Annotated in this window: 24 protein-coding genes and 3 tRNA genes; 8 read left to right on the plus strand and 19 right to left on the minus strand. The window is 73.4% G+C overall.

Translation table 11 applies throughout. The features are described from left to right. Positions 1–10: 10 nt before the first annotated feature. Together ACN26Y_RS29415 and ACN26Y_RS29420 are read right to left on the minus strand one after the other, a co-directional pair. Positions 11–1240, minus strand: a complete 1230-nt coding sequence (locus ACN26Y_RS29415) for an FAD-dependent oxidoreductase (protein WP_155333326.1) — start codon at positions 1238–1240, stop codon at positions 11–13. Between the two features lie 7 nt (positions 1241–1247). Then, entirely contained in the window at positions 1248–2105 is an 858-nt protein-coding gene (locus ACN26Y_RS29420) for an LLM class flavin-dependent oxidoreductase (RefSeq protein ID WP_422733963.1), read from the minus strand. Positions 2106–2380: 275 nt separating this feature from the next. Here ACN26Y_RS29420 and ACN26Y_RS29425 point away from each other — a divergent pair, with 275 nt between their 5' ends. Beyond that, positions 2381–3409 (plus strand): LLM class flavin-dependent oxidoreductase, encoded by a 1029-nt coding sequence (locus tag ACN26Y_RS29425; RefSeq protein WP_196255740.1) that lies wholly within the window; start codon positions 2381–2383, stop codon positions 3407–3409. Positions 3410–3497: 88 nt separating this feature from the next. Here the strand turns inward: ACN26Y_RS29425 and ACN26Y_RS29430 are convergent, their stop codons facing one another. From ACN26Y_RS29430 to ACN26Y_RS29475, 10 genes are all read right to left on the minus strand, one after another. Beyond that, positions 3498–4883 carry an NAD(P)/FAD-dependent oxidoreductase gene (locus ACN26Y_RS29430; protein ID WP_155333329.1) on the minus strand — a complete coding sequence of 462 codons (1386 nt, stop codon included), beginning with the start codon at positions 4881–4883 and terminating at the stop codon, positions 3498–3500. A gap of 59 nt (positions 4884–4942) precedes the next feature. Next, a complete protein-coding gene (locus tag ACN26Y_RS29435; protein ID WP_422733964.1) occupies positions 4943–6277 on the minus strand; it encodes a cation:proton antiporter in 1335 nt (444 codons plus the stop codon). A 99-nt stretch (positions 6278–6376) separates the two neighbouring features. Next, positions 6377–7888, minus strand: a complete 1512-nt coding sequence (locus tag ACN26Y_RS29440) for a right-handed parallel beta-helix repeat-containing protein (RefSeq protein ID WP_155333331.1) — start codon at positions 7886–7888, stop codon at positions 6377–6379. Positions 7889–8095: 207 nt separating this feature from the next. Beyond that, positions 8096–8791 carry a TenA family protein gene (locus tag ACN26Y_RS29445; protein ID WP_422733965.1) on the minus strand — a complete coding sequence of 232 codons (696 nt, stop codon included), beginning with the start codon at positions 8789–8791 and terminating at the stop codon, positions 8096–8098. Beyond that, positions 8788–10410: an FAD-dependent monooxygenase gene (locus ACN26Y_RS29450; RefSeq protein WP_155333333.1), complete on the minus strand. Its 1623-nt coding sequence runs from the start codon at positions 10408–10410 to the stop codon at positions 8788–8790. Before ACN26Y_RS29450 ends, ACN26Y_RS29445 begins: the two co-directional genes overlap by 4 nt. A 24-nt stretch (positions 10411–10434) precedes the next feature. Beyond that, positions 10435–10911, minus strand: a complete 477-nt coding sequence (locus ACN26Y_RS29455; RefSeq protein ID WP_155333334.1) for an SRPBCC family protein — start codon at positions 10909–10911, stop codon at positions 10435–10437. A 58-nt stretch (positions 10912–10969) separates the two neighbouring features. Beyond that, positions 10970–12190: a ketosynthase chain-length factor gene (locus tag ACN26Y_RS29460; RefSeq protein ID WP_155333335.1), complete on the minus strand. Its 1221-nt coding sequence runs from the start codon at positions 12188–12190 to the stop codon at positions 10970–10972. Continuing rightward, on the minus strand, positions 12187–13464 hold the full coding sequence (locus ACN26Y_RS29465; protein WP_155333336.1) for a beta-ketoacyl-[acyl-carrier-protein] synthase family protein: 1278 nt from the start codon (positions 13462–13464) through the stop codon (positions 12187–12189). Before ACN26Y_RS29465 ends, ACN26Y_RS29460 begins: the two co-directional genes overlap by 4 nt. Then, positions 13461–13916: a cupin domain-containing protein gene (locus ACN26Y_RS29470; protein ID WP_155333337.1), complete on the minus strand. Its 456-nt coding sequence runs from the start codon at positions 13914–13916 to the stop codon at positions 13461–13463. The genes ACN26Y_RS29465 and ACN26Y_RS29470 overlap by 4 nt, the downstream gene beginning before the upstream one ends. After that, on the minus strand, positions 13909–14244 hold the full coding sequence (locus tag ACN26Y_RS29475; RefSeq protein ID WP_366597785.1) for a TcmI family type II polyketide cyclase: 336 nt from the start codon (positions 14242–14244) through the stop codon (positions 13909–13911). The genes ACN26Y_RS29470 and ACN26Y_RS29475 overlap by 8 nt, the downstream gene beginning before the upstream one ends. A gap of 243 nt (positions 14245–14487) precedes the next feature. Between ACN26Y_RS29475 and ACN26Y_RS29480 the strand changes: the two genes are divergently transcribed. Both ACN26Y_RS29480 and ACN26Y_RS29485 read left to right on the plus strand, forming a co-directional pair. Continuing rightward, positions 14488–15816, plus strand: a complete 1329-nt coding sequence (locus ACN26Y_RS29480; protein WP_230688825.1) for a beta-ketoacyl-[acyl-carrier-protein] synthase family protein — start codon at positions 14488–14490, stop codon at positions 15814–15816. After that, positions 15813–16877, plus strand: coding sequence for a beta-ketoacyl synthase N-terminal-like domain-containing protein (locus tag ACN26Y_RS29485; protein WP_155333339.1), 1065 nt, complete (start codon positions 15813–15815; stop codon positions 16875–16877). Before ACN26Y_RS29480 ends, ACN26Y_RS29485 begins: the two co-directional genes overlap by 4 nt. Positions 16878–16930: 53 nt before the next feature. Here the strand turns inward: ACN26Y_RS29485 and ACN26Y_RS29490 are convergent, their stop codons facing one another. The 3 genes from ACN26Y_RS29490 to ACN26Y_RS29500 all read right to left on the minus strand — a co-directional run bounded on the left by ACN26Y_RS29490 (position 16931) and on the right by ACN26Y_RS29500 (position 20147). Then, positions 16931–17563 (minus strand): helix-turn-helix transcriptional regulator, encoded by a 633-nt coding sequence (locus ACN26Y_RS29490; RefSeq protein WP_155333340.1) that lies wholly within the window; start codon positions 17561–17563, stop codon positions 16931–16933. Continuing rightward, positions 17541–18890 carry an acyl carrier protein gene (locus ACN26Y_RS29495; RefSeq protein WP_230688826.1) on the minus strand — a complete coding sequence of 450 codons (1350 nt, stop codon included), beginning with the start codon at positions 18888–18890 and terminating at the stop codon, positions 17541–17543. Before ACN26Y_RS29495 ends, ACN26Y_RS29490 begins: the two co-directional genes overlap by 23 nt. Positions 18891–19001: 111 nt before the next feature. Then, positions 19002–20147 carry a nucleotide disphospho-sugar-binding domain-containing protein gene (locus ACN26Y_RS29500; protein WP_155333341.1) on the minus strand — a complete coding sequence of 382 codons (1146 nt, stop codon included), beginning with the start codon at positions 20145–20147 and terminating at the stop codon, positions 19002–19004. A 189-nt stretch (positions 20148–20336) separates the two neighbouring features. On the opposite strand from ACN26Y_RS29500, the gene ACN26Y_RS29505 reads away from it, so the two are divergent. Genes ACN26Y_RS29505 through ACN26Y_RS29515 form a run of 3 tightly spaced genes read left to right on the plus strand, consistent with a single transcriptional unit; the run spans position 20337 to position 22557 of the window. Next, positions 20337–21194 (plus strand): LLM class flavin-dependent oxidoreductase, encoded by an 858-nt coding sequence (locus ACN26Y_RS29505; RefSeq protein WP_155333342.1) that lies wholly within the window; start codon positions 20337–20339, stop codon positions 21192–21194. A gap of 5 nt (positions 21195–21199) precedes the next feature. After that, positions 21200–21652: a DUF1772 domain-containing protein gene (locus ACN26Y_RS29510; RefSeq protein ID WP_155333343.1), complete on the plus strand. Its 453-nt coding sequence runs from the start codon at positions 21200–21202 to the stop codon at positions 21650–21652. A gap of 11 nt (positions 21653–21663) precedes the next feature. Further along, positions 21664–22557 (plus strand): NAD(P)-dependent oxidoreductase, encoded by an 894-nt coding sequence (locus ACN26Y_RS29515; RefSeq protein ID WP_422733966.1) that lies wholly within the window; start codon positions 21664–21666, stop codon positions 22555–22557. A 79-nt stretch (positions 22558–22636) separates the two neighbouring features. Here ACN26Y_RS29515 and ACN26Y_RS29520 read toward each other — a convergent pair whose 3' ends face one another. Continuing rightward, entirely contained in the window at positions 22637–23317 is a 681-nt protein-coding gene (locus ACN26Y_RS29520; RefSeq protein WP_155333345.1) for an NADPH-dependent F420 reductase, read from the minus strand. Between the two features lie 186 nt (positions 23318–23503). Here ACN26Y_RS29520 and ACN26Y_RS29525 point away from each other — a divergent pair, with 186 nt between their 5' ends. Then, a complete protein-coding gene (locus ACN26Y_RS29525; protein WP_422733967.1) occupies positions 23504–24079 on the plus strand; it encodes a TetR/AcrR family transcriptional regulator in 576 nt (191 codons plus the stop codon). A gap of 153 nt (positions 24080–24232) precedes the next feature. Here ACN26Y_RS29525 and ACN26Y_RS29530 read toward each other — a convergent pair. From ACN26Y_RS29530 to ACN26Y_RS29540, 3 genes are all read right to left on the minus strand, one after another. Further along, a tRNA-Val gene (locus tag ACN26Y_RS29530) sits at positions 24233–24307 on the minus strand. 11 nt (positions 24308–24318) lie between these two features. Then, positions 24319–24389, minus strand: a tRNA-Cys gene (locus tag ACN26Y_RS29535). Between the two features lie 34 nt (positions 24390–24423). After that, positions 24424–24496, minus strand: a tRNA-Gly gene (locus tag ACN26Y_RS29540). Between the two features lie 258 nt (positions 24497–24754). Here ACN26Y_RS29540 and ACN26Y_RS29545 point away from each other — a divergent pair. Continuing rightward, a complete protein-coding gene (locus ACN26Y_RS29545; RefSeq protein WP_155333347.1) occupies positions 24755–25357 on the plus strand; it encodes a TetR/AcrR family transcriptional regulator in 603 nt (200 codons plus the stop codon). The last annotated feature ends 21 nt before the right edge of the window (positions 25358–25378 follow it).

Genomic DNA, 25378 nt, shown 5'->3' on the forward strand with positions numbered 1-25378 from the left:
CCGCCCGCCTTTACGCTCGAACGCCGACGTCGATCTTCTTCATGGACCACCGGGCGATCTTGAGGGACATCTCGATCGCCTCGGTGGCGTACCGCACCATCTCGGCCTGGTAACCGGCCACCGCCTCGGCCAGGGGCGCCTCACCCCGGGCGACGGCCGTCAACGCCCGGCACAACCCGCTCGCGTCGCGCAGGGCGGTGTTCGCGCCCACTCCCCCGGTCGGCGGCATCAGGTGCACCGCGTCGCCGAGGGGGATCACCGGGCCCGGCTCCCACGCCCGCACCGGCACCGTCGCCCGCAGCGCGAGCGGGTACGTCTCCGCGGGCTGCGCGTGGGCGAAGACCCCGCGCAGGTCCGGGTGCCAGTCGACGGTACGGTCGAGCACCAGCCGGCACAGCTGCTCGCCGGTGAGCGCGAAGAACGCCTCGTCGGCCAGGCCGAGCAGGTCCTTGTGGACGCTGAAGACGGACATGTAGTAGTCCTCGGACCCGCCCAGGTCCAGCCCCGGCCACAGCTTCCCGGCCGCCCGCGCCGGCGGTGTCCGGAACACCATCGGCATCAGGGCGAGCCGCAGCCCGTCCGGTGCGGTCACGTTGACGAACCGGTCGCGCAGCGACTCCGGCAGGCCCGCCTCGATCGCGGCCGTCCGGGGCGTTCGGGACAGGATCGCCCGTACGCCGAGGTCCTGGGTGGTGTCGTCGGGGCGGAGCTGGGCGCGGACGGCGGAGTGCGCCCCGTCGGCCGCCACCAGCACGTCCCCGACCGCGTGGTCGCCGTCGGCGAAGTGGGCCACCACCTCGCCGTCGACGTGCTCGTAGCGGACGAACCGCTTGTCGAAGCGCACCACGTCGTCCAGGCCGGCGAGCAGCACCCGGCGCAGCGTCGCCCGGTCGACCGCGTCGATCTTGTCCGGCGCGTCGCCGCGCGGGTCGTCGAAGGTCGGCGCGGGCAGCGGGTTGAGCCGCTCGTCGAACGCGACCAGGCCGAGCTGGTGGCGGTCGTTGGCGGTGGCGGTGAGCAGGTCCTGCGCCCGCCGGGGCAGGCACTCCCGCAGGGCGGCCTCGCCCTCCGGGCTGATCCGCAGCCGGTACCCCTGCATGCGGCCCTCGGCGGAGGCGTCCCGCTCGAAGACCGTCACGTCGGCGACGCCGGCCTGGCGCAGCCCCTGCGCGAGGCAGAGCCCGCCGACGCCGCCGCCGACGACGAGGACCCGCAGCCGCCGGCCGTTCTGGCTTCCCATCGCGTCGTCAGCCCAGGACCACGGCGGCGATCCGGTCGAGGTGGTCCGGATCGGCCGTGCAGGACAGGATCAGCAGTTCGTCGCAGCCGTTGGCCGCGTACCCGTCGACCACGTCGCGGAGCTTGCCCTCGTCGGTGACGGCGCCCTTCGCGAGGTGCTCGACCATCTGGCCCATGTAGGCGTAGTAGCTGTGCATGTGCTCCATGGCCAGCTGCTGGCCGTCCGGCCCGAGCGACACGTAGAGGTTGGCGCCCATCCGCGGCTCGCCCTCGCGCTTCTCCTCCGCCCACAGCTCCTTGACCTTGGTGACCAGCTCCGGGTACTTGTGCGGCGGGCCGCCCGGGGAGATCCAGCCGATGCCGTAGCGGGCCGCCCGGCGCAGACCGGCCGGTGAGTGCCCGCCGACCCAGATCGGGATGTCACCGTTGGTGGGCCGCGGCCCGACCCCGGGGACCGGCCCGGCGCCCTGCCAGACCTGGCGGAGCTCCTCCAGCGTCGCGTCGAGCCGCCGGCCGCGGGTGTGGAAGTCGGTGCCGGTGGCGGCGTAGTCGTCCTCCCGCATACCGGCGGACACGCCGAGGATCAGCCGGCCCTCGGAGAGCCGGTCGAGGCTGGCGAGCTGCTTGGCCAGCTCCACCGGGCTGGGCCGGTACGCGGCCAGCAGGATGCCGGTGACCAGCTTGATCCGCTCGGTCACCGCCGCGGCGGCGGCCAGCGAGACGATGCCGTCGTAGTTGTCGTACACGACGCGGTCGGCGACGGTCAGGCTGTGGAAGCCGAGCCGCTCGGCCCGCCGGGCGAACTCGATCAGTTGTCGTCCCTGCGCGCCGGGGATGGTCGTCGGCAGGCAGACTCCGATATCCATTGCGGACTCCCTGGGATTCACGGTCGGGTTTCCTGCCGAGCGTCCGGGCGCCCGGCGGCACCGCCCTCCTCCGAGCGGCGGTGCGGCCACTGTGGCCGGGAGCGCCGGAGGGCCGGTCGAGCGACGGTCGACCTCAGGTCGGGCACGGCGTCACCGGGGCCGGCCCGTCCCGGCTCGCCGCGGCGGTGCGGCCGCGCTCGACACCCCCTCGAGGCCGGTCGTGTCCGATGGAGGTCGCGCGCCAGCGCCGAATGTCCGTGAGCTGCGCACCGGCCGTGCCAGCCGTACCGGCGGAGGGATGCCCCCTGAAACTCGGAGCGATCATTGAATGGGCGGACGACCTCGCGGAGTTCCGGAGCGTCGTCCGACTGGCCGATGACCTCGGATACGACGTCATCGGGGTCGGCGACACGCCGGCCCGCGCCTACGAGATGTACGTGTCGCTGACCGTCGCGGCGTACGAGACGCGACGGGCGACGCTCACGCCGATGGTGACGACGCCGTTCTTCCGCCACCCGGCGGCGACCGCCACGGCGATCTCGACCCTGCACGAGGTGACCGGCGGCCGGGCGATGCTCGCGGTCGGCAACGGCGGCAGCGTCCGGCGGGTGGTCGGCCGCTCCCCGGTCGCCACCCCGCACGAGCTGCGCGACTACGTGACCGCGGTACGGGCCGTGCTGCGCGGCGACTCGGCCCGGGTCGACGGCTTCGACACCGAACCGTTGGAGCGGGTGCGCGACGTGCCGGTGCTGGTCGCCGCCGACTACCCGAAGAGCCTGCGGCTCGCCGGCGAGCTGGCCGACGGGGTGGTCACCACCGTCGGCATGTCCACCGAGCGGGTGGCCCGCAAGGTCGCCCAGGTCCGGGCGGCCGCCGAGGCGGCCGGCCGGGACCCGGACGCCGTCCAGGTGTGGGGGTTCAGCTTCGTGTCCGTCAAGGACAGCCGGGCCGAGGCGAACGCCGAGATCGGCGCGGCGCTCGCCTCCGACGTGGCACTGCGGTTGAAGTCGCCGCACATGCGCTCCACCGTTCCGCCCGAGCTGCTGCCCGCGGTGGAGGAGATGGAGCGGCGCTACGACGTGTGGGACCACACCGTCGGCGGCAAGAACGCGCGGCTGCTGGAGGAGTTGGGCCTGGTCGACCTGGCGCTGGAGATGACCGGGGTGACCGGCACCGTCGCCGAGGTGGGCGAGCACCTGCGCCGGCTGGAGGAGGTCGGGGTGTCGGGCGTCCTGGCGGCCCTGCCGCCGCTGGCCGACCCGAAAGGGCTGCTGCGGCGGCTGAGCCAGGCCGCTGCCACCTGACCCGGCTGCGTCCCCCGGCCCGGACCGGCACACCAGATCGCCCCACCTCCCGCGTCGGAGGTGGGGCGATCTCCCGTCGGGCCGCCGGCTACCGGCGCCTCAGGGCGAGCCGCGGTTCGAGCGCCAGGTAGAGGCCCTCGACCGCGTTCTCCGGGTTGAACGGGGACTGCTTCATCTCGTGGACCCGGTTGAGGTTGTTCAGCGGGTTCGGGTCACCGCTGGTGTCACCCTGGAGGTGCGACTGGACCAGCTTGTACGCGTTCTCGGCGTCGTTGAGGTCGGCGATGCCGGTGATGATCCGGTCGAACGCCGCCTGGAGGTGCAGCCGGTCCCGCTCGTCGCTGGTGAGCCGCTGCGCGTTGTAGAAGTGGTAGTCCTTGCCGCGGTAGCTCTCGTAGAACACCGAGACGAGCACGAGCAGGCGCTCGTACGCGTGCCGGTAGACGGTCTGGTAGAACCGCCCCGCCTCGTCCTCGGCGACCTCACCGCGCAGCACGCTGGAGATGCTGGCCGCCGCGAGCATCCCGCTGTAGGTGGCGAGGTGCACGCCGGTGGACAGCAACGGGTCCAGGAAGCACGCGGCGTCGCCGGACAGCAGGTAGCCGGGCCCGGCGAAGGTCTCCGACACGTACGAGTAGTCCTGCTCGACCTTCATGTCGGCGACCTGCTCGGCGCCGTCGAGCATCTCCAGCACCGTCGGGCACTGCGCCATCGCCTCGTCGTACACGGCCTGGATGCTGCCCAGCCGTCCCCGGCTGTCGTTGAACAGGTCCCGGCCGGTGACCAGGCCGACGCTGAGCGTCCCGTCGTGCAGCGGGATCGCCCAGAACCAGCCGTTGGGCACCGAGCAGACGGCGATGGCCCCGTCCGGCCCCTTGCCGAGTGGCCGCGCACCCTTCCAGTACGACCAGGCGGCGACGTTGCGGAACACGTCATGGAAGCGGCGGCTGTGCAGGTAGCGGGTGGCCAGCACGCCGCCGCGCCCGGACGCGTCGACCAGCTGGTCGAAGACGATCCGGCCGCCCTGGTCGGCGTTCTTCGTCTCCTGCCAGTTGGCGGCGACCGCCCGGTCGCCGTCGAACTCGATGTCGCGGACGGTGATCCCCTCGACCACGTCGACGCCGAGGGTCCGGGCGTGGTCGAGCAGGAGCTGGTCGAACTCGCTGCGGATCACCTGGAAGGCGTTGGTGTTGTCGGCACCCTGGTCGGTGAAGCGCACCTCCCACTCCTCCGGCCCCCAGGCGAAGTACGCGCCGCCCTTCGGCTGGAACCCGTGCGCCTCGATCTTCTCCCAGACGCCCAGCTTCTCGAAGATCGGGCGACAGGACGGCAGGATCGACTCCCCGATGTGGTAACGGGGGAAGCGGTCCCGCTCCAGCAGAGTGACCTGGAAGCCCTCCTGGGCCAGCAGGCCGGCCGTGGTGGAGCCCGCCGGGCCGCCACCGATGACAAGAATCTGGGTTGATTCACGCATACCGAGAGCATGATGATCGCCGATGGGTGGCCGGTCGATCGCGGGTCGAGGCGGCCGGTTCACGCGGCCACGTCCGGGCCGCGCAGCGGGATGCCGTGCTCCTGGGCACGCAGCCGTTCCTCGGCGGTCTGCTCGACCCGCCGCATGCTGAGCCGCAGCACCGGCGGCGCCATCAGCGAGGTGGCCACCGCCACCAGCACCAGGATCGTGTACGTCTCGACGCCGAGCACCCCGAGACGCAGGCCCACCATGGCGATGATGATCTCGATGACTCCCCGCGCGTTCATGCCCGCGCCGACGGCGAGCCCCTCCCAGTGCCCGAGCCGGCTCAACCGGGCGCCGACGTACGCGCCGACGAACTTGCCGACGACCGCGACGGTCAGGACGGCCAGCGCGGAGAGCAGCACGACCGGCCGGGCCAGCACGGTGAGGTCCATCCGCAGGCCGGCGATGGCGAAGAAGATCGGGGCGAGCACGGCCATGACGACGGTCCGCAGTGGCCGCAGCCGCGACCGGTCCAGGCCGCCGGAGCTGCCGATCACGATGCCGCACACCAGCGCGCCGAACACCGCCTCCAGGTGCAGCAGGTGCGTGGTGGCGGCGGCGAGGACCACCAGGACGACCACCGTCGTCACGGTCACCGCCTCCCCCTCGTCGCCGTCGGCGCGCGCGGCCCGGCGCAACGCCCGGCGGACCAACGGGCGGGCCAGCACGGCCAGCAGGAGGATGGCGACCAGGGCCGCCACGGAGAACGCGATGCCACCGGCACGGACGCCGGTCGTCGCCATCGCGGAGACGACGGACAGCAGCATCCAGCCGATGATGTCGTCGACGGTCACCGCGCAGAGGATCAGCTGCCCGACGTTGCGGTGCACCAGCCGAAGCTCGGTCAGCGTCTTGGCGATGACCGGGATGGCGCTGACCCCCATCGCGACGGCGAGGAAGAGGGCGAAGGTGATCTCGTCCACCCCGTCCGGAATCAGCGACCCGGGCAGGGCGAGCCCGGTGAGCACGCCGAGGGCGACCGGCAGTAGCACGCCGGCGGCGCTGATCCGGGCGGCGGTCATCCCGCGGCGGCGCACCAGGTCCAGGTCCAGGTGGATGCCGGTGAGCCCGACCAGCAGCAGGACGCCCACCTGGCCGACCGCGTCGAGCAGGTTGATCTGGGCGGCCGACTGCGGCAGGAACCAGTCGCCGAGGCCGGGCAGGTGACCGAGCAGGCTGGGCCCGAGCAGGACGCCGGCGCAGAGCTCACCGGCGACCGCCGAGAGGCCGAGCCGCTGGGCGAGCCGGCCGAGCACCAGCGCGGCCAGCAGGAGCAGCCCCACCTGGACGAGGAAGCGGTCGAGATCCGCCGCGGAGATCATCCCGAGCGGCGCGGTGGCCAGGGTCATGTCGTCCTCCCGTTGGTGTCACGGTCACCGCGCGCCACCGCCCATGCGGGGACAGCCCTACCGCGGGGAGCGCGGTAAGGCTGTCCACGAAGGGGTCGGTCAGAGGCAGGGCCCCTCGTACGCGCCGATGTTCGGCGTGGTGCCGGTGACCTCGTTGCCCCAGAAGTCCCGGCCACCGTTGTCCGGCACGGCCACGCCGGCGTCGACGGCCGGCGAGCCGCACCGGAGCCGGAGGCCGGCCGGGCGGTCGACGGTCGGGTTACGGAACAGCGGGTCGCCGTTCACGGCGTTGGTGGTGTTGGCCGCCATGCTGGTGACGTTGTGGTACAGGTTGTGGTCGTAGACGCCCACCGGGTCGTCGATCCGGGCACCGGTCGCCTTGCCGGAGAAGATGTTGTTGGTGAAGGCGATCGAGGTGTGCGGGAAGGCGCCGGCGAGGTTCTCGGCGTTCGGCGCGTAGATCGTGTTGTTGTAGAACTTCGAGTTGGTGATCCCGTTGTCGCAGCCCGCCGCGACGACCGGGATGATGAAACCGTCGAGGTTGACGTCCTTGTCGTTGTCGCTGATGTTGTAGCGGATAACCGCACCGTCGCCGAACGACCCCTCGGACGCGCAGAACAGGATGAACGGCCCGTTGTTGTCGTGGCTGTAGTTGTACTGGTAGAGCGGGTCCTGGCTGCCGGCGTCGACGGTGAGCGAGAACGACGGCGGGAACGCGGCGCCGCCGGTGATCTCGTTGTACTCCATCACCGGGCGGTCGGAGTTGTAGGCGAGGATCGCCGCGTGCGACTGGGCGGCCCGCAGGCCGAAGCCGTCGACCTTGTTGCGCGCGGTCCGCGAGTCGATGCCGTTCATCACCAGGATGCCGTCGCCGCCGAGGTCGGACAGGGTGTTCCGGAGGAACTTCACGTTCGTCATCGGCACGAAGTGGTTGCGCCCACCGGGGAACAGGTCGCGCTTGGACCAACTGGAGAGCGTCCCGATGCCGACGTTGTCGACGCCGCTCACGATGCTGTCGGTCACCCGGATCCGGTCGAAGCCGGTGGGCGTCGTGTCGCCGGCGGCCTCGAAGAGGATGCCGCCGCTGTTCTCCAGGTCCGGGTTCAGGCAGTCACAGCCCGGCACGTCGTGGACGTGGACGTTCTCCACCACGTAGTGCTTGCCGGTGCCGTAGTCCTCCAGCAGCACGTAGATGCCGACCCGGGCGGTCCCGTCGGCCGGGCCCGGGTTGGTCACCTCCAGGTCCCGGATCTCGTAGCCCTGCACGTTGCGCAGGAGGACCGCCGCCCGGGTGCCCGGCGCGACGATCTTCGGCCGGGCGCCGGTGCCGTACGCCGCGATGGTGATCGGCGTCGAGGGCGTGCCCGACCCCTTGGGCTCCAGCACCCCCTCACAGGTGGTGCCGCGGCGGAGGAGGACCTTGTCGCCGGGGCCGAGCGTGGCCTGGTTGACCCGTGCCAGCGAGCGCCAGGCGGTGCTCGGCTTCGTGCCGTCGGCCGAGTCGTCGCCCGCCACGCAGTCGACGTGGTACGTCCGGGCCTGCCAGGTGGTGGCGTTGGCGGGCGAGGCGGGGGTGACCGCCGCCGCCAGGCTCGCGCTCAGGGCGACCATGAGTATCCGACCTCCGATTCGACGTACGCCGCGGAGACGTGTTCGGGAACGGCCAGGGGTATCTGTCATGACGGGACTCCAAGCGCTGTGCCCGGCCACCGCCCCTGAGCTGCGGGGACGAGGGCCGGTGCGGACGGGCGGTAGCCCGTCCATGGTGGATTTCCCGTCTCGATCTGGGCTCGACGGTTGGGATTCCCCAACCGGCCGCTACACCGCCCAGCCCTGCCGCCGCCACGCTGCGTCCGCGAACTCCCACTCACAGCGAGCACCAGTCAAGAACCACTCGACGAGCCGGGTCCGGTTGCCGTCACCGCCCGCCTCGACGACCTCGTCGACCATCGCCAGCCAGGCGGCCACGTAGTCGGCGAACCCGTCGTACGCCAGGTACTGCTCGATCCACGGCCCGTAGCGCGACGACCGGTCGGCCCGTTCCCGCAGGTCGTCGGAGACGAGCAGGTGGAACCAGCTCATCGGCAGCAGCGCGCCGACGCCCGCCGCGAACGACGTCACCGGCGCCGCGAGCATGACCGACGTGTACGCGTGCACCGCTGGCGCGGGGCCGGCGAACGCCGGGCCGGCGGGCCGGCCGAGCGTCTCCGCCAGCCGGCCCAACTCCCGGTCCAGCCGGGGCAGCGAGCCCACCGTGGCCTGCGCCGCCCCGGCCAGCAGGCCGGCGTGCTCCAACCGGTCGGCACCCGCCGCGCACCGGGCCAGCGCCCGCGCGTACGCCGGGACGACGTACCGGGCGTCCTGCTCGGCGAACCACCACAGCGCCTCCGGCGGGAGCGTCCCGTCGCGCAGCCCGGCCCAGAACGGGTGGGCGGTGACCCGCGCCACCAGCGGCGCCGCGAGCGCCGCCAGTTCGTCCTGGGGCCGCGCCCGGGTCGCCGGCCCGGCCGTCACGTCGCCGCCGGGGTCAGCCGCTCGGCGCCGGACACCTCGGCGAGCACGTCGGTGAGCACCTTCTCCGGCTCGCCGGAGCCCTCGACGCTGCGCCAGGCCACGAACGCGTCCGGCCGCACCAGCACGGCCCCGCGCGAGGAGACGCCGAACGCGGCCGCCCAGTCGGCGCCCGTCGTGGCGACGTCACCGCCCGGACCGACCCGCACCGACCGCAGCGGCACCGACGTCCGCGCCGCCAGGCGGACCGCCGCCTCGTGCCAGCCGTCGTCCTCCGCGCCACTGACCAGCACGAACGATTCCCAGAACAGGTCGATCGTGGACAGCTCCCGGTCACCGGAACGCAGCCACAGGTGCGGGGCCCGGGTGCCCGGCTCGCCGGCCAGGGTCAGCGGCGCGGTCAGCACCGGCGGGTGGTCGTCGGCGAGCACGGCGGCCGACCGGTACCGGTAGCCGAGCGTGATGATGATGTCGTCGACCATCTCCTTCTCCGGCCGGCCGTCGCTCTGCCCGTGCCGGATGCGGTTACGGACCATGGCCTGCTCCGCCATCGCCGAGCCCACCGCGTGCCGCTCCTGGTGGTACGTGTCCAGCAGCGCGGAGGTGCCCCACCCGTGCAGTTCGGCGGCCAGCTTCCACGCCAGGTTGTGCGCGTCGTGAATGCCGGTGTTGGCGCCGAACCCGCCGGCCGGCGGGTGCACGTGCGCCGCGTCGCCGGCCAGGAAGACCCGGCCGACCCGGAACCGGTCCGCGACCAGCTGCGAGCCCTCCCACGGCACCTTGGCCACCACCTCGACCGCCATGTCGGGCCGGCCGGCGGCCTCCCGGACGATCCGCACGCACCGCTCGTCGGTGAAGTCCTCCGGCGACTCGCCCCGGTCCGGGTGGTAGACCGGCGCGGCCAGCCACGGGTCGCAGCCGTGCAGCCGGGACAGCCCGGTCATCGTCCCGCCCACCGTGGCGTAGCAGAGGATGAACGGCCGGTCGGCGAGGATCCGCTCCAGCTCGGGGGCGCGGAAGTAGATGCTCAGCGCGTGGAACACCGAACCGCGACCCGACCGGCCCACGCCCAGCAGACCCCGCACCGAACTGCCGGCCCCGTCGGCGCCGACCAGGTAGCGGGCCCGGACCGTCCGCTCGACGCCGCCCTCGTCGGTCACCGTCGCGGTCACGCCGTCCCCGTCCTGGTCGACGGCGGTCAGTCGGGCACCGAAGCGGATCTCCGAGCCGAACTCCTTCGCCTTGGCCGCCAGCACCACCTCGTAGCGGTCCTGGCCACAGCCCATCACCCGCTCCGGGCTGATCTCCGGACCGTCCAGCGACGGCGCCTCCAGCACCTGGGCGTTCGCGATGTCGGAGTACGTGCTGACCCGCAGGATCCCGCCCTCGAAGTAGCGGTGCGAGTCACCGATCTCCAGAGCCCGGATGTCCGGGCCGATGCCGGCGGCACGGAACAGCTCCATGGTGCGCGCCTGCAGACCCGGGGCGCGGGGCAGCCGGGACGTGTTGGGCCGCTTCTCCACCACCAGGGTGGGCACGCCGTGCCGGCCGAGGAAGACCGCCGTGGACAGGCCCACCGGGCCGGCGCCCACGATCAGTACCGGGACCTCTTCGTCGTACATCCTGCTCCTCCTGGGCTCGTCGGCTCAGCTCGCCCGGGCCACCGGGCCGCGCGCGGCCGCCGCGGCCTCGACCAGCCCCTTGATCCGGTTCATCTGGATCACCGTGTTGCGGTTCAGGTGCGCGGTCATCGCGTCGTCGTCGACGGGCGCCTGCGGCTTCATGTGGAAGTCCTGCACCCAGCGCATCCGCACCCCGCCGTCGACCTCGGCGTACGTCCAGTGGATGTTCATGTACTCGAACGGGCCGGTCTCGATCCGGTGGGCCCGGACCTCGCGGCGCTCCCGGTCGACGGTGCGCTTCGACACCCAGCTCCACACCGTGCCGTCCTCGTCGGGGTGCATGGTGAGCCGGAAGGTGACGCTGTCGCCGTCCCGTTCGAGGATCTCCGCGGCGGCGTACTCGCTGAACAGCTGCGGCCACGACGCCACGTCGTTGGTCATGTCCCACACCACGTCCATCGGCGCGTCGATCACGATCGCGTTGTCCGTGTGTCCTGCCATGCTGCTGTCTCTCCTCACTCGACGCCGGCCCGGGTCACCGCCCGGCCGGCCGCTCCGGTCAGCCCGCCGCGGTGACGACCGCGGCGGCGTTGAAGCCGCCGTACCCGCGGGCGACGACCAGCGCCGTGCGCAGGCGCGCCTCCCGGGGCACATCCCGCACCAGGTCCAGGTCACACCCCGGTGCCAGCCGCGCCACCCCGACGGTCGGGGGGATCACCTGGTCCCGGAGGGCGAGCAGGGCGCACGCCAGGTCCAGCGCGGCGCCGCCGGCGTAGAGCCGGCCGGTCATCGTCTTCGGCGCGGTCACCGGCACCCCGACCGGACCGAACACAGCGCTGATCGCCGCCGCCTCCGCCCGGTCGGCGTCCGGCACCCCGGCCGCGTCGGCGAACACCACGTCCACGTCGGAGGGTGCGACGCCCGCGTCGGCCAACGCCAGCTCGATCGCCCGCCGCAGGCCGGGTTCCCGGCCGGAGCCGGGCCGCGGGTCGAAGGTGGACCCCTGCCCGGCGATCACGCCGTACACCTTCGGCGCGCGGCGAACCCGCGCGTCGGCGGCGTCCTCGACGATCAGCATGGCCCCGCCCTCACCCGGCACGTAGCCACCGGCGTCGGCGTCGAACGGCCGGTACGCCCGCTCCGGATCGTCGCCGCCGCTGAGGGTGCCCTTGCTGAGCTGTGCCGTCAGCCCGTACGGGCACAGCGACGCGTCGGTGCCGCCGGTGACGACCAGCCGGGTCCCCTGCTGGACGAGCGCCCGGGCCTGCCCGGCGGCGTCCAGCGCCCCGGCCTGCTCGCTGCACACCACACCGCACGGACCGCGCATCCCGTGCCGGATGGAGATCTGCCCGGTGGTGGCCGCGTAGAACCAGGCGATCGACTGGTACGCCCCGACCCACGACGGTCCCTTCGTCCAGAGCCGCTCGATCTCCCGCTGCCCGAACTCCGTACCGCCGGACGAGCTGGCGGTGACGACGGCCATCTCGTACTCGGGGAACCCCGCCGGGTCGGCGCCGGCGTCGTCGAGAGCCCACGCGGCGGCGGTGAGGCCCAGGTGGGTCCAGTTGTCGGTCTGCGGGATGAGCCGGCTCGGGACGTGCGCGGCGGCGTCGAAGTCGTGGACCTCGCCGGCCAGCCGCACCGGGTAGCCGGTCGGGTCGAAGCGGCTGATCCGGCCGATGCCGCTGCGGCCGGCGAGCGTCGCCGCCCAGTACGCCTCGGTGCCCAGCCCGTTCGGGGCGGTGACGCCGATCCCGGTCACCACGGCCGTCCGGTTCATCGCGGATCCTCCCCGCGGTCCTTCGTGATGACCATCGCCGTCTGGAAGCCGCCGAAGCCGCTGCCGACGCTGAGCACGCCCCGCATCCGGTGCTCCCGCGCGGTGATCGGCACGTAGTCCAGGTCGCACTCCGGGTCCGGGTTGCGCAGGTTGGCCGTCGGCGGCACCACCTGCTCCTCCAGCGCCAGCGCGCACGCCGCGACCTCGATCGAGCCGATCGCGCCGAGCGAGTGCCCGACCATCGACTTGATCGAGCTGACCGGCACCTGGTACGCGCGGTCGCCCAGCGCCCGTTTGAACGCGGCGGTCTCGTGCCGGTCGTTCTGCCGGGTGCCGGAGCCGTGCGCGTTGATGTAGTCGATGTCCGACGGGTCGAGCCGGGCCGCCGCCAGGGCCTGCCGGATCGCCTCGGCCATCTCCCGGCCGTCCGGCTTCAGCCCGGTCATGTGGTACGCGTTGCTCCGGCTGGCGTACCCGGCGATCTCGGCGTAGACGTGGGCACCCCGGCGGCGCGCGGCCTCGCGCTCCTCCAGGATCAGCACGGCGGACCCCTCGCCGAGGACGAAGCCGCGCCGCTTCGCGTCGAACGGGCGGGACGCGTGGGCCGCGTCGTCGTTGTCCGGCGAGGTCGCCTTGATCGCGTCGAAGCAGGCGGCGGTGATCGGCGACAGCGGCGCGTCGGTCGCGCCCGCGACGACGACGTCGGCCCGCCCCGACCAGATGAGGCTCGCCCCGTTGCCGACCGCGTCCAGCCCGGCCGTGCAGCCGGTGGAGATCAGCGACACCGGGCCCTCGGCGCCGACCGTCCAGGCCACCTCGGTGGCCATGGTGCTCGGCACCATGTACCCGTACAGCTGCGGCACCGTGTACGCGGGGTCGACCAGCCAGCGCCGGCCGCCGTCGCTGAGGACCAGGTACTCCTCCTCCAGTCCGGTGGTGCAGCCGACCGCGCTGCCGATGCTCACACCGGTCCGCTCCGGCGGCACGTCGGCGTCCTCCAGCCCGCTGTCCGCCCACGCCTCGCGGGCGGAGACCACGGCGAACTGCGCCGCCCGGTCCATCCGGCGGATCTCCTGGGGGCTCAGCCCGTTCGCGGCCGGGTCGAAGTCGCACTCGGCCGCGATCCGGGACCGGAAGTGCGAGGCGTCGAAGAGGGTGATGGGACGGGTGGCGGTGCGCCCGGCGGTGAGCAGGTCCCAGTACGCCTTGGTCCCGATGCCCCCGGGCGCCACCACGCCGATGCCCGTCACGACCACCCGACGGTGTCCGGTCATCGGCGCGGGCCCCCCACGTCCGGGACCGGGGCGCCACCGGAGGCGGCGGGCAGCTCCTCGGTGTCGACGTGCCCCAGCTCGGGCCGGGGGGCGAGCGGGCTGAGGTGGAACACCGCCCGCACCTCCTCGGCGCCGGCGTTCCACACTCGGTGGCGCTTGCCGATCGGCACCAGCAGGCCCTCGCCGGGGACGAGGTCGACCTCGCCGGCGTCCTCCACCCGGGCGGTCAGCCGGCCACTCACGACCAGCAGGAACTCCTCCGAGTACGGGTGGTAGTGCTCGGTCACGTACTCGCCCGGGGCGAGGGTCAGGGTCCCCATGAAGCCGGAGGTGGACCCGACCGTCTTCGGGCTGAGCACCACCCGGATGTCCCCGCCCCGCCGCCGGTTCGCCGGAACGTCGTTGGCGGAGACCCGCAGCGGGCGGGTGGGGGTCTGCGCGAGTTCACTCACCGGGGGCCTCCCAGACGTAGAACGGATCGGCCATGGCGTCCTTCGGCTCGCGCCAGTTCGGGTCGTACGGCCGGATGTGGTGGGACAGCTGCTCGTTGATCTGCCCGTAGAGGGGGTGGCTCCGCGCCTGGTACAGCCGGGGCGAGATGTCCTCGTCGGCCTCCACCAGGTGGAAGTACAGGTCGTGGAAACGGAAGAGCGTACGGCGCGTGACGCCGATCATCCGCGGCAGATCGGTGGAGTCCGAGCTGGCGAATATCTTGGCCACGTCGTCCGCTTTCTCAGGGGCCATCCGGGCAACGATCAGCGTTCGATGCACACCAATCACCTCTCACTCGTTGCGCCGATGATGCGGCATCCCCCGGCAGGGACGGTCGAACGCTGCTCGACGCCTCGACGGGGCCGCCGACGCCGGCGCCGTCCACGTACACCGGACCGCGCCGGCCTCGACAGCCGCTCGACGAGGTGATCCGCGTACCGCATGACCTGCCTGGTGAGAGCCGGTGCGGTCGCCCGCCACTAGGGATTCACACAGTGGTTGCCGGAGGCCCCGCCGCCGACAATGGGGCCGGTGTCCCCACCCATTCCGGAGGCCGCGTTGACGAGTCCCCGAGTTCTCCACGCGAACGGAAAGAATTGGAGCCATGACCCGGCCGGCCGGGTCGTCATCACCGGTTTCGGTGTCATTTCCAGCATCGGATCCGGACGGGCGGAATTCCTCGCCGGCCTGCGGGAGGGACGGTGCGGCGCGAAACCGATCAGCAAATGGGACGCCACCGGTTTCCCGCACGACCACGCCTGCGAGGTCACCGACTTCGACCCGGCGTCGGTGCTGGAACGCCTCGACCCGAAGGCCAGCGGCCAGGTGGCGGCCCTCGCCGCCGCGGCGTCCCGGATGGCCGTGCGCGACGCGGCCCTCGACCCCGCCGCCGTCCGCGACGAGGGCGGCCTGATCGCCGTCGGCACCACGTGCGGGCAGTCGCTCGACCTCGACGCGCTCGCCGAGGTCGAGCTGCGCGAACCGGACGCCGTGCCGCCCGGGGACCTCGCGCGGCTGCTCCAGCCCGGGCGCCTCGCCACCGCCGCCGCGGCCGAGCTCGACCTGCGCGACGTCGAGACCCTGACCATCCCCACCGCGTGCGCGGCCGGCAACTACGCGATCAGCTACGGCGTGGACGCGATCCGCTCCGGCGACGCCGAGTACGCGATCTGCGGCGGCGCCGACTCGGTCAACCGGATGGCGTTCGCCGGCTTCGTCCGGATGGGAGCGATGGCCCACGAGCGGTGCCGGCCCTTCGACCGGGAGCGCGACGGCACGATGTGGGGCGAGGGCGCCGCCATGCTGGTCCTGGAGAGCCTCGACCACGCCCGGCGGCGGGGCGCCCCGATCCTCGCCGAGGTGCTCGGCCTGCACCTCAACTGCGACGCCGACCACCCCACCGCCCCGGTACGGGAACGTGTCGCCGAGTGCATGGCGGGCGCCCTGGCCGACGCCGGGGTCGACGCCGCCGAGCTGGACGTGATCTTCGCCCACGCCACCGGTACCCGGGCCAGCGACCCGATGGAGGTGGGTGCCATCCGGGACGTCTTCGGCGTGCGGCCCCCGCCCCCGGTGGTCGGGGTCAAGTCGATGATCGGCCACACCATGGGCGCCGTCGGCGCCCACACCGCCATCGCCGCGCTGCTCGCGATGCAGCACCAGTTCCTGCCGCCCACGGTGAACTTCCGCGAGCCCGACCCGGACTGCCAGGTCGACTGCGTACCCAACGTGGCCCGGCCGTCCGCCGTCCGCACGGCGCTGGTGAACTCGCTGGGCTTCGGCGGCAACAACGCCACCCTGGTCCTGCGCGGCCCCGGCGAGGCCGGTCCGCGCCCCGAGGCACCTGGAGCCGACGCATGAACGTGGTTATCTCCGGCCTGGCCGTCGTCTCGCCGTTCGGGCTCGGAACCGGGCCGTTCACGGCCGGGTGGCGTGCCGGCCGTCCCACCGCCGCCCCCGGCGAGGACCCGCCGGTCGCCCGGCTGCCCGAGCTGGCCGGCGACGACTTCACCCCGAACCGCCGGGTCCGGCTCAAGGAACGCTCGTCCGCCCTGGCGGTCGGCACGGTCGGGGCGCTGCTCGCCACGTACGACCTGGGTGACGTGCCCGCCGCCCGGCGCGGCGTGGTCCTCGGCAGCGCGCTGGCCAGCCTCGACTCGTACCTGGCCGTGTCCGGTGGCTCGCTGGCCGGCGCCAAGCCGCACTTCATCGACCACAATCTGATGCCGCCGGGCATCATGAACTACACCAGCAGCCAGGCCGCCATCCGTTTCGACCTGCGTGGCCCGAACGTCACCGTGACCTCCGGCCGGGCGACCGGGCTCACCGCCCTGGGCTGTGCCCGCCGGCTGGTCGCGGCCGGCCGCGCGGACGTCGTGCTGGCCGGCGCGTTCGAGGCGCTCAGCCCGCGCCGGCTGCGGCTGGAGACAGCCGCCGACCGGGCGCCCGCCCTGACCGGCGAGGGCTGTTGCGTGTTCCTGGTGGAGACGGCGGAGTCCGCCGAGCGGGCCGGCCGGCGGGTCCTGGCCGCCCCGCTGGCCCTGACCGCCGGCTTCTTCCCCGAGCCGGACGGGGGGCGGGCGGCGCTGCACCGCGCGGTGACCCGGGCGCTGCGGCAGGCCGGCGTCACCGCCGGGGACGTCGCCACGGTCGTCCGGGGCGCCGCCGCCCCCGGCCGGTACGCCGACGACGAGACGGCGGTCCTCACCGACGTCGTGCCCGGCGTACCCGTGCTGGACCCGGCGACCCGCGTCGGCGACACCTACGGCGCGTCCGCGGCGTTCGGCGTGGCCGCGGCGATCGTCGAGGCCGGCGCGGAGCCCTCGCCCGGCGTCACCCTCGTCACCTCCATCGACCCCGACGGCCAGGTGGCCTGCGCCGTCCTGGCCCCCGGTGCCCGGGTGCCGACCCCGGTCGGCTGACCCTGCCGGTGACGGCACCCTCCACGATCGTGCCCGCAGCGCCGCAGGCGGCGTCAGTGGCGGCCGGCGGCGGCCAGGCTTGGGTCGTACCGGAGGGCCCGGACGATGGCCTCGGCCCGGCTGGACACCTCCAGCTTGCGGAAGATGCGGGTGAGGTGGAACTCCACCGTGCTGCGCGAGATGTGCAGCTGCCGGGCGATCTGGTCGTTGCCCAGACCGGCGCAGAGCGCCCGCAGCAGCTCCACCTCGCGGCCGGTCAGCCCGGCCGGGAGTCCCCGCCGCGCCGGCGTCGCCACCCGGCGGATGGTGAACTCGGTGCCGGCCAGCCGCAGCGCGGCCACCAGCTCTCCCGGTTCGACGTCACCGGCGAGGTAGACGTCGCTGTCCGCGCCCTCCGGCCACCGGCCGCCGGGGTCGACGACGGCCACCCGCGGGCGGCGCGGCTGCGCCGGCCGGGGCAGCGCGTTGGGCGGCGGTGGCCCGGCGCCGACGGCGACGAGCAGCCAGTCGACCGGGGAGCAGGGGTCGTCGACGACGGTGAGCAGCGCGCGCAGCGCCGCGGCCCGCGGGGCGGGCCAGTCCCCGGCGAGGACGACCCGGCCGGGTCCCCGGGACGGCGCGGGCGGGCCGGTCCGTACGGCGCCGCCCGCCGGCTGCCCAGGTTCAGGCGACCGCTTCCGTCTCATTGGCGTTCTCCTCGACCAGGGCCACCACCGCCGCCAGGCTCGTCATCTTGGGGATGTCGGCGTCGGGGATGCGTACCCCCAGGTCCACCTCGATCCGGGCCAGGATGTCGATGACGAGCATGGAGTCGGCGCCGTAGTCGTTGATGAAGTCGCCGTCGGGGGTGAGCTGCCCGGGTTCCAGTTCGAGGATCTCGGTCACGACAGCCGCGAGTTGCGCCGTCCGGTCGTCGTCCGCCCCGGCCGGTGCGGTGTCCGCCACCGGCGCGGCCGTGACCACGGGCGCCGGCTCGGCCGCGACCCGCGGCGACGGTACGACGGCCGTTGCGCCCCCGCCGCCCAGCGCCGTCTGGATCAGCTCCGCCGCCTGCCGGTTACCGGCGTCGGTGAGGTGCACGGTGTCGGCGAACGAGTCGCCGACGAACCGGTCCGCCGCCAGGTCCAGGAAGGACACCCCGAGCTCGGCGCAGCCGGCGGCGAGCACGTCCGCGTACGCCTTCCAGTTCTCCTCGATCGCGCTGTGCAGGATGCCGAAGACGGGCGCGTCGAAGTCGTAGCGCGCCCGCTCCTCGGGAGTGATGTCGCGGGTACGGGTGGAGGCCAGCGGCTGGAGGCAGAGCAGCACGCGGGTGCCGGCGGGCACCGCCTTGGCGAGGACCCGCAGGTCCCGCAGCCGGCGTGCCGCCGCCACGGCCATCCGTTCACGCACCTGGGCGAGGTCCCAGGCGGGCGTGGTGGTGCGGGGACGGCGCACCGCGTCCAGGTCGGGCACCGTCTTGCCGGCGGCGAGTACCGCCAGGTCGAACAGCGGCACCTGCGTCAGGTCGTCGAAGGTGCGCTCGTACGACACCGTGCCGTAGAGGTTGTCCGGGGTCAGCGAGCCGACCAGGTTCACGAAATCCGGCCCGCCGCCGATGATGACCACGGTGGACGCCTTCTCCAGGAACGGCACGGCGGCCACCAGTTCCTGGAGCGACACCGCCGCGCAGAGGCCCAGGTTGAGCTGCCGCACCCCGGTCAGCCCGGCCAGGTACGACGCCACGGTGGTGGCGTCCGACGACGCGGCGAGCGCGAGGGCCACCGAGTTGCCGAGCAGGATCCCGCCGCCGCCGGCGGCCAGCCAGCTCGCCGAGTCCACCGTGCCGTACGGGGAGTCGGAGAGCCGGAACCCCGCGTCGTCGGTGTTCAGCATGTCCGACCGAAGGCCCGGCGCGAGCGTGAACCCGAGGAACGGGTGCGGGTAGAGGTCGATGCCGTGCCGTTCCAGCAGCATGCCACCCCGGTGCCGCCGGGCGAAGGACTCGTGCTCGAACTGGGGTGTGGAATTCATTCGGTCACTCCCGTACGTCTCGTACTCGTCGTCGCGTTCCCGGTCCGGACGCCCGCCGAGGGTCACAGGGCGGGATCCACCACCGCTCGCACCGTGGTCGACCGTCCCCGGTCAGCGGGGCGCGGCCACCACGAGCCGCTCCAGCTCCGCCACCACCTGCGCGGGCGACGGCTGGGCGGCCAACTCCCGGCGCAGCCGGTCGGCCGCCTCCCGGAACCCGGGCTCGGCCAGCACCCGCCGCAGGGCGGTGACCACCGCGGCCGGGTCGGCGTCCTTCGCCGGCACCACCAGGCCGGCCCCGGTCTCGGCGAGCCGGGCGGAGTGCCGCGTGTGGTCGGGCAGCCGGGGAACGAGCACCTGCGGCAGCCCGTACGACACGGCGGTGAGCAGCGACCCGGCGCCGCCGTGGGCGACGACGGCGGCGCAGCCGGGCAGCACCAGGTGCAGCGGCGAGCCGGCCACCACGTGCACCCCGTCGGGTACCGGCCCGAGCAGGGACCGCTGATCGGGGCTCACCGCGACCACGACCTCCACGTCGAGGTCGGCGAGCGCCCGCACCACCGTCCCGGCGAGGAAGTGGTCCGGTCCGAGGCGGCCCATCGTCGTACCCCAGGTGACGCAGACCCGGGGACGCGCGCCGGGTTCCGGCAGCGGCGGGGGGACGACGCCCGGGCCGTTGAACGGCACCTGGCCGAGCGGCAGCCGCCGCGAGCCGACCTGCGGGAGCTGAAGGCCGGCCGGGTACGGGTCGACCGTGGCCACGCCGAACGGGTCCACCCCGGTCAGCCCGTACCGGGCGCCGAGCGGGTCGAGCACGGCCGGCAGGAACTGCGCGGCCCGACCGCCGAGCAGGTCGGTGCCGAACAGGTGCCGGACCGCCGGCACGCCCGCCGCGGCGGCGGCGACCGGCCCGGCGAAGGCGCTCGGCTCGAACACCAGCAGGTCCGCCCGCCAGCGCCGGGCCAGGTCGACCAGGTCGTCCAGCATCGCGTCGGCCAGCTCGGCGAAGAGTTTCAGGACACGCGGGCCGCCGCCGTTGGCGCCGGGCGGCGTGGCGACGATCTCACGGAACGCGGCCTCCGCGTCGACGTCGCGGCCGACCGGGGCGAACGGCAGGCCGGTACGCAGGGCCACGTCGGTCAGGGCGGGCTGGCTGGCCACCAGCACCTCGTGCCCGGCGGTACGGCAGGACCAGGCCAGCGGCACCATCGCGTACAGGTGCGAGGGCCATGCCCAGGTGGTGAAGAGGATCCGCATCGGCCCATGGCAGCACCGCCGGCTGGGCGGGCCCTCCACGACCGCTCGACCCCCGCCGCCCGGTGCGGGTCGCCGGTCGAGCCGGGCTCGAGCATCCGCCCCACCCCGCCCGCCGCGCCGCCAGCGAGCGACCAGCGCACTGGTGTTGGGTGCCCCTGACACGCCTGCCGCCGGACGCGAGAGGGTGACATGGAGCTAGGTATCGGGCTGCCGACGATGATCCCGGGGATCGCCGGCGCGGATCTGCTCACCTGGGCGCGCCGTGCCGAGAAGCACGGCTTCGCCTCCCTCGGGGTGCTGGACCGGCTGATGTACGACGGTTACGAACCACTGATGACGCTGGCCGCGGCGGCCGGCGCGACCAGCCGGATCCGGTTGACCACCACGATCCTCATCGCCGCGTACCGGGGTGACCGGGCGCTGCTGGCCAAGCAACTGGCGAGCCTGCACCGGCTCTCCGGCGGGCGGCTGGTGGTCGGTGCGGCGGCCGGCGGCCGGCCGGACGACTTCGAGGCGTGCGGCACCCCGTACGAGCAACGGGGCCGGCGCCTCGACGCGCTGCTGGGCGAGTTGCGGCGGTCGTGGGACGGCGGGCCGGACGCCCTGGTGCCGGGCCCCCGCTGCCCGGACGGCGGCCCGACGCTGCTGGTCGGGGGCCACTCGCCGGCGGCGATGCGGCGGGCCGCCGCGTACGGCGACGGGTGGATCGCCGGTGGCAGCTCCGCCAGCGGGTACGACGAGCTGGCCGGTCGGGCCCGGCAGGCGTGGCGGGCGGCGGGGCGGACGGACCGGCCCCGGCTGGTCGCCATCGCGTACGTGGCCCTCGGGCCCGGTGCCGCCGACCGGTCCGCCGCGTACCTGCGCGACTACTACGGCTTCCTCGGCTGGAAGGCCGACATCGCGGTGAAGAGCGTCCTCACCGACGCGCAGCAGTTGCGGACGTTCGTCGCCGACTACCGCGCGGTGGGCTGCGACGAGCTGATCCTCTTCCCGTGCGTCCCGGAACCGGCGCAGGCGGACCTGATCGCCGACGCCGTCCTGGGGTGAGTGGCGTGACCGAGACGCTGCACGTCCTGGTGCTGCTCGGCAGCGGCACGGTGGCCGGGGTGCTCTTCGCCGTGGCGCTGAGCACCGTCCCGGCGCTGGCCGCGATGCCCCCCGACCGGTACGTGCAGGCACACACCCTGCTGGGCCGCAACTGGGACCCGACGATGCCGCTGATCGTCCTCGGCAGCACGCTGCTGGACCTGTGGCTCGCGTTCCGGACGACCGCGCCGGCACCGCGGGCGCTGATCGTGGTGGCCGCCGTGTGCCTGCTCGGGGTGTCGGTGGTCTCGCACTTCCGGAACGTGCCGATCAACCGGCGCGTGCACCGCACCGACCCGGCGGCCATCCCGGCCGACTGGGCCGACCCGCGCCCGGTGTGGCGGCGCTGGCACCTGCTGCGGACCGCCCTGGCGCTCGTCGCCTTCACGGCGAACAGCCTCGCCGTGACCGCCTTCTGAAAGGACCACAGATGAGTCACGACCGAGAGCTGGCCTTCGTCGGGCTGGGCGGGATGGGCGCCGGCATGGCGCGGTGCCTGCGCGCCGCCGGTTACCCCCTCGTGGTGCACAACCGGACGGCGGCGAAGGCCGCGCCCCTGGCCGAGGCCGGGGCACGTGTCGCCGCCGCCAGCGGCGAGGCCGTGGAGAACGCCCGGATCGTCGTGCTGAGCCTCAGCGACCAGAATGCGGTCGAGCAGGTGCTGTTCGGCGAGATGCTCGGCTACCTGCGACCCGGCACGCTGGTGGTGGACACGTCGACCCTGTCGCCCGCGTACTCGGCGGAGGCCAGCGAGCGCCTGGCGCGGGTGGGCGTACGGCGGATCGAGGCGTGCGTCCTCGGCAACCCGCCGATGGCCCAGGAGGGCAAGCTGCGCATCTTCACCGCCGGTGAGCGGTCGGGCGTGGAGGAGGCGCACGACGTGCTCGCCACGCTCGGGCAGGAGATCCGGTACGTCGGCCCAGTCGGCGCGGCGAGCACGCTGAAGCTGGCCTTCAACCTGATCCTCGGCAACCAGGTGGCCGCGCTGGCCGAGGCGGTGGCGTTCGTCGAGAGCAGCGGCCTGGACCGGGAGCGGTTCCTCGCCGCGCTCACCGCGAGCGGGTTCAGCTCCCCGACCCTGGCGTTCCGGGCGGAGATGGTGCGCAACCGCAGCTACGAGCCCCCGCAGTTCCGGGTGAACCTGATGGCGAAGGATCTTCGGCTGGCCGTCGACGAGGCGGACGCCCGAGGTGTCGGCCTGGCGGTGACGGCCTGCGCGGCCGACCGGTTCACCGAGGCGGTGCGGGCCGGGGACGGCGACAAGGACGCGGCCGTCGTCGCGGAGCCCCGCTCCCCCGTGGCGGAGTTTCCGCCACGGGGTTGATCTGATCAACACATGAGCTGGGCATCCCGATGTCGCGGCTGTCGCCCTGCCGCCCTGGAAGCGGGTCGCGCAGCGGGAGTCAGCGGACGACCTTGAGGTTGAACATCGGGGTGTCCAGCGCGCCCATCAGGCGCAGCCACAGTGGCAGCAGCATCTCGGTGCCGCGAGCGGTGGTGATGTCGCCGAGGTCGACGACGTCGGTGTGACCGAAGGACTCGAGGATTCCCGTCACGGTCTTCTTGGCGTCGGCGTCGTTGCCGCTCACGAAGATCGAGTGGTCGCCGTCGGCGAGCGCCTTCGGGTTGACCATCAGCGTCGCGGTGAGCGTGTTGAGGGCCTTGACCACCCGTAGTTGCGGGAAGGCCGCCTGGATCTGCTCGCCGAGGCTGTCGGTGTCCTTGACGAACAGGGTGGGCGGGAACCCGTTGTCGAAGTCCAGCGGGTTGGCGATGTCCACGAGGATCTTGCCGGTCAGATTGTCGGTGCCGGCGGCCTGCAGCGCCGCGATCGAGACGCCGCCGGAGGTGGCGTTGACCAGCAGCTCGGCGCCGGCGGCGGCGTCGGCGAGGGTCGCCAGGCGCACCTGGGGGTGTTCGGCGGCCCACGCGGCGTAGGGCGGGTTGCCCATCCCGTCCGGGGTGGTCCTGGCCAGCGTCGCGGCGACATCGCGGGTGCCTACGGTGACGTCGTGGCCCAGCTCCGCAAGGCGGCCGGCCAGCGCCTGGCCGACCATGCCGGTGCCGAGAACTGCGATCTTCATGGTGGCGCTCCCTCGTCAAGTCCCGGCGCTTGCCCGCGGCAGGCGCCCTTCGGGCACACCCAAGCTAACAGACAGGTCTGTCTACCCGCAAGCTTCGAGCACGGAGGCGGGCGGCCGGGCGCCCGGCGGACGCCCCGGACAGACTTGTCTGTAGCATTGTCGCGCCTGGCCAGCGGAGGTGAACCGATGACACAACCACCCCAGCCGGCGCGCGAGCGAATCCTCGACACCGCGTTCCGGCTGTTCTACGCCCACGGGCCCCGCGGCGTCGGCGTCGACACCGTCATCGCCGAGTCCGGCGTGGCCAAGGCGACCCTGTACAAGCACTTCCCCCGCAAGGACGACCTCGTCCTGGCGTACCTGGACAAGGTCGACCAGACCTGGTTCGGGCAGCTACGCGCCGCGGCCCGCGCAGCCGGTGACGACCCACGCGACCAGATGGTCGGCATGTTCGACGCCCTCGCCTCGGCGTGCCGACGCCAGGGCTACCACGGCTGCGCGTTCATCAACACCGCCGCCGAGAGCGCGGCCGGCAGCGACGTGCACGCCCGTACCGTCGAGCACAAGCGGGTGGTGCTGGTCTGGGTGACCGACCTGGCCCGCCGCGCCGGCGCCGCCGACCCGGCGCGGCTGGCCCGCCAGCTGACCCTGCTGCTCGACGGCGGCCTGTCCGCCGGGGTGCTCGACGCTGATCCGGCCACCCCGGACACCGCGAAGGAAGCCGCCCGCGTGCTGGTCGCGGCCGCCTGCCCGACCCGGTGACCCAGGAGCCACCGCCGGCGCTCGCACCCCGTCACCTTGCTGATCCCGGCGAGAGCCGTCCGCCAGCTCCCGCTGGCCGGAAACAACTCAGGGCCGGCCCCCGAACGGGCCGGCCCTGAACGATGACGGTGCGGCTCGCGCACTGTCATCCAATGGTGGGCGATACTGGGTTTGAACCAGTGACCTCTTCCGTGTCAAGGAAGCGCGCTCCCACTGCGCCAATCGCCCTCGTCTTGCCGAGGTGGGGACGGGATTTGAACCCGCGTACACGGCTTTGCAGGCCGTTGCCTCGCCTCTCGGCCACCCCACCGAGGTTGCCCCCGTCATGCGTGGCGGCATCTCCGAGCGGACGACGGGATTCGAACCCGCGACCCTCACCTTGGCAAGGTGATGCGCTACCAGCTGCGCTACGTCCGCGTGCCCCCGGCTTTCCCGGTGACGGATGAGAACTCTAGCCGAGCCGGCGAGCGGTTGCCAACTCGGGGTGCCCCCCCGGCGCGTCCTCCCAGCGAGTCGGGACCGGCCGGTGGGTCGATGCCCGTCGCCACGCCGGTTCCGATCCGGACAACACACCGGGACCGTCCGCAAAACTGTCCGATTTCCGACCGGTTGAGCTTCGTGTCCGGATCCTTCGGTAACGGCCCGTGTCGGTATGGATGGACTACCGTTACGGCTGTGACAAGACGTGCGGCCGAGATCCGCCTGGATGCCCTGCTGCGCACGGCCTGTGACGTGATCGTGGAGCGAGGCCTGGCCAACACCCGCACCTCCGACGTGGCTCAGGCCGCGGGGGTGAGCCAGGCACTGGTCTTTTACCACTTCGCCACGAAGGACCGACTGCTCGCCGAGGCGTTCGCGTACGCCGTCGAGCAGGATCTCGCCCGGTTGGACGCGGTGATGCGCTCCACCGCCCCGCCGCTGACGAAGCTGCGGCGGATCGTCAAGCTCTACACCCCGGCCGGCCGGCCGATCTCCTGGTCCATGTGGATCGACGGCTGGGCCGAGTCGCTGCGCACGCCGGAGCTGGAGAAGGTGTCCCGCCGGCTGGACCTGCGCTGGCGGCAGGACCTGGCCGCGGTGATCGCGGCGGGGGTCCGCGACGGCACGTTCCGGTGCGCCGACCCCGAAGGGGCCGCCTGGCGGATCAGCGCCGTGATGGACGGCCTCGCCGTGCAGCTCGCAGTGCACGACCGGGTGATCTCCCGCCGGCAGTTCACCGAGTGGGTCCGCCTGGTGACCGCCCGGGAGCTGGGGATCGACCCGGCCCAGCTGGACTGAGGGCGCGCGGAAACCGGCCTT

It is taken from the genome of Micromonospora sp. WMMD558, from assembly GCF_049315255.1.
GTDB lineage: Bacteria > Actinomycetota > Actinomycetes > Mycobacteriales > Micromonosporaceae > Micromonospora.